General features: G+C 58.2%; 2 protein-coding genes. One reads left to right on the top strand and one right to left on the bottom strand.

Features of this window, described 5'->3' with window-relative positions:
* Positions 1-367 precede the first annotated feature (367 nt).
* The gene (gene ligA, locus IRZ24_RS17875; RefSeq protein ID WP_297167278.1) at positions 368-2,449 is read left to right on the top strand and encodes an NAD-dependent DNA ligase LigA; all 2,082 of its coding nucleotides are present in this window, start codon (positions 368-370) and stop codon (positions 2,447-2,449) included.
* Positions 2,450-2,541: 92 nt separating this feature from the next.
* Here the strand turns inward: ligA and IRZ24_RS17870 are convergent.
* The coding region (locus IRZ24_RS17870; RefSeq protein WP_297167275.1) for a serine hydroxymethyltransferase at positions 2,542-3,822 on the bottom strand (1,281 nt) is incomplete at its 5' end.

Below are 3,822 nucleotides of genomic sequence, written 5' to 3'. Positions count from 1 at the left end.
ATGTGATACGATAGGAAGGCGTGTGCTGCCGCCCTTCCACCCCTTGCTGCTTGGTAGAGCTGGCAGCAGCCCTAGACAGCGAGGCCTAGATCGACCAGGAAAAGAGCACACAGTTTAGCTCACAGTCTCTCTATCTATCTGCCTGGTCATGGCCCTGTCTGTTACCTTAACGCCGCTGGACAATGGCACCTGGTCGAGACAAGCAGGTGTTCCTACCAGACCAAATGTCCAGTGATAAGCGAGCATACGTCAAGAGCAAAGCAAACGGGCAAGCCTGGATTGCCACTTCCATCCCTGGCCTTTCTGAAAAGAACAAGATGAGTGGGGAGGCATTCTAGCGAGATCTTTTCTCGGGGAGGCAATAGTGATGGCTGATCAGTTGTTTGAGCGCGAGCATGGAGAGACAGGCGTCGCGCCGAGCCAGGAGGCAGGTAGCAGAGCCAGCGAGAACGAGGAGCTAGCTGCGCGGGTGGCCGAGCTGCGCCGTCGCATAGAAGAGGCCAACTATCAGTACTACGTCCTCGACAATCCTACATTAACTGACGCCGAATACGATCAATTGATGCAGGAACTGCGCCGTATCGAGGAAGAGCATCCCGAGCTACAGACGCCAGACTCGCCAACGCAGCGCGTTGGGGCGGCGCCGCTTCCTGAAGTGAGGCAGCACCGGCACCCTGTTCCTATGCTGAGCCTGGCCAACGCGCGCAGCGAAGAAGAACTACTTGCCTGGCAGCGGCGCGCACAGAACATTCTGCCGAACGCTACCTTCGAATATGTCTGTGAACTAAAGATTGATGGGCTGGCGATGGCGCTGACCTATGAACAGGGGAGACTAACAGTGGGGGCCACGCGTGGCGATGGTCTGGTTGGCGAGGACTGGACTCCCAACGTGCGCACCATTCGCAGCATCCCTCAACGCCTGCGCGACGCCAACCCACCGGCGCGGGTTGAGGTGCGCGGTGAAATCTACATGACCATCGAGAGCTTTGAGCAGCTTAATGCATCGCTTACCCGAGAGAAGCTGTTTGCCAACCCGCGCAATGCCGCTGCCGGCTCGCTCCGTCAGAAAGACCCACGCATTACCGCCGAACGAAACCTTGACTTCTTCGGCTACCAGATTGGCTATATCGAGGGTCGCAACCTGAGTACACACTGGGAGGCCTTGCAGCTCATTGCCGAATGGGGTTTTCCAGTCAATCCTCACAACCGGCGGGCGCGAGACCTCGACGAAGTGCTGCAGTACTGTCGTGAGTGGGAGCAAAAGCGTTTTGACCTACCTTACGAGATCGACGGGGTTGTTATCAAGATCAATGATCTCGCCCAACAGCAGGAACTTGGCTATGTTGGGCGAGAGCCGCGCTGGGCCATCGCCTTTAAGTATCCCCCCATCCAGGTCGCTACGCGTCTGCTCGACATTCGCATCAACATTGGGCGCACAGGCTCGGTCAACCCCTGGGCCATGCTGGAACCGGTCAACATTCGCGGCGTCACCGTCTCGCGGGCCACGCTTCACAACGAGCAAGATATCTTGCGCAAAGACCTGCGGGTCGGCGACTGGGTGATTGTCCAGCGCGCTGGCGAGGTCATTCCCCAGGTAGTCAAACCTATCGTTGAGCGGCGCACCGGGGAGGAACGTCCCTATACCCCGATCGAGCGCTGCCCGGTCTGCGAGACGCCGATTATGCGTCTGCCCGATGAAGCCATCGCCTACTGCCCAAATACCGATTGTCCGGCACGTCTACTGGAGAGCGTTATTCACTTTGCCTCGAAAGGGGCTATGGACCTGGAAACAATTGGCGAGAAGCAGTGCGAGCAGCTAGTCAGGGCAGGCTATATCAAAACGGTCGCCGACTTCTATGATCTGACGCGTGAACAGTTGCTCAAGCTGGAGGGAGTCAAGGAGAAAAGCGCCGACAACATGCTTAAAGCCATCGAGGCCAGCAAGAAACGGCCCTTCTGGCGCCTGCTCTTTGGCCTCAATATCCGCTACATTGGCGAAAAAACTGCCCAGCTTATTGCTGAACATTTTGGCTCAATGGATCGCCTGCTAACGGCCAGCGAAGAGGAGATCATGGCAATCCCAGGTGTGGGGCCAAAGAGTGCCCACAGTCTCTATACCTGGCTCCAGCAGGAGAAGAATCGCCAGCTTATTGAGCGCCTGCGTAAAGCCGGCGTCAATATGGCCATCGAGGAGCGGCCTAGTGGTCCGCTGGCCGGCCAGTCCTTCCTGTTCACCGGCAAACTCACACACCTGACGCGCTCCGAGGCAGAGGAGGCGGTGCGCCAGCTCGGCGGGACCGTTGCCAGCGGTGTTACCCGCTCATTGACGCACCTGGTAGTAGGTGAAGATCCTGGCTCCAAGCTCGAGAAGGCCCGCCGAGCCGGCGTGCAGATTCACGATGAACAATGGTTCCTCGATCTGCTGCGTCAGCATGGCGTCCGAATCTAGCAGGTTCTCCTAGTCGGCCAAGTTGACCCTGGCAAGCCTGACGGAAGGCTCTGGAGGAGGTTCCGTCAGGCTTGCCGCGAGGCGCCACTTGTTCAGACGTATTTCATCTCCAGATAGCGAGCGCGTAGCCGATGGACGGCCTCGCGTACCTGCTTGCCCCGGATGGCGTCGTGAATCAATTGAGCTAGCTCGCCCATCGCCCGCTCATCCATGCCAAAGCGCGTCATCTCCTGTACTCCAATGCGCAGGCCCGAGGGGTTACGCGGATCAGCATCGCCGGGCAGCATGTTATAGTTCACGATAATATCATTGGCCTCCAGACGCCTGGCCACCTCAACGCCACCCCCCCAGGCCGCCACATTGACGGCGATCATATGGCTACGTGTATAACCGAATTCGCGCGCCTCGACCGGTGTTCCCAGCTCATCAAGCGCCTGCCCCAAGGCCTGCGCGTTGCGCACGATCTGGGCCGCATACTCGCGTCCGTAGCGCTTCATTTCGCGGATCGCTACCAGCAGGGCTGGCAACGAGAAGAGGTGATGATTGCTGGAGGAGCCGGGGAAGACTCCGCGATCTGCAGGCGGCCAGTACTTCTTCGCCGTCTCTTCATCCATGTTGCCCAAAATGACCCCACGCTGAGGACCGGGAAAGGTCTTATGGGTGCTGCCAGTCAGCCAGGTTGCTCCCTCCTGCAGCGGAGACTGGAACTGGCCCCCAGCGATCAGGCCCAGTACATGCGCCCCATCGTAGAGCACCGGAATGTCTTTGGTCTTGCAAAAGGCCGCAACCTCAGCAACCGGCTCGGGGAAGAGAAAGAGACTCTTGCCCATGACGACGATCTGCGGACTTACGCGATCAATCAGCTCAATCGTCTTCTGCACGTCAACATGATAGCGATCCTCAGTCAACGGCAGATAGTGCAGATTGATGGCATGAGGCCCGCCGACTTTCAAGGACTGCCCGCGCGTCTGGATGCGCCTTCCAAAGACCCCGACAGCACCGTGGCTGATGTGCCCGCCGGCATCAGTTGAGTTGACTACGATCGTGTCGCCGCCCCGTAGGAAGCCCAGAGCAATGGCTGTATTGGCCGCATTGCCGCTGATCGGGCGCACATCCGCCTGTTTAGCTCCGAAGAGATCACAAATCTCTTCCCTCGCCATACGCTCTATTTCATCAATATAGCGTGTTCCTTGATAGTAGCGATTAATGCGCTCGCCTTCATTAGGGTGTCCCTCGGCGTAGCGTCCCATGAAATCGGAATTTTGAACACGACGCACCGCTGAGCTGGGGGTATTCTCGCTGGCGATGAGATTGATGCACTGTCTCTGGCGCCAGTCCTCTTGCTTGGCCAAGATGGCCTCAATGTCACTGAT

Source organism: Thermogemmatispora sp., assembly GCF_019683755.1.
Taxonomy (GTDB): domain Bacteria; phylum Chloroflexota; class Ktedonobacteria; order Ktedonobacterales; family Ktedonobacteraceae; genus Thermogemmatispora.
Note: the sequence above shows the minus strand (reverse complement) of the source record. Positions and strands in the feature narration are given on the sequence as shown.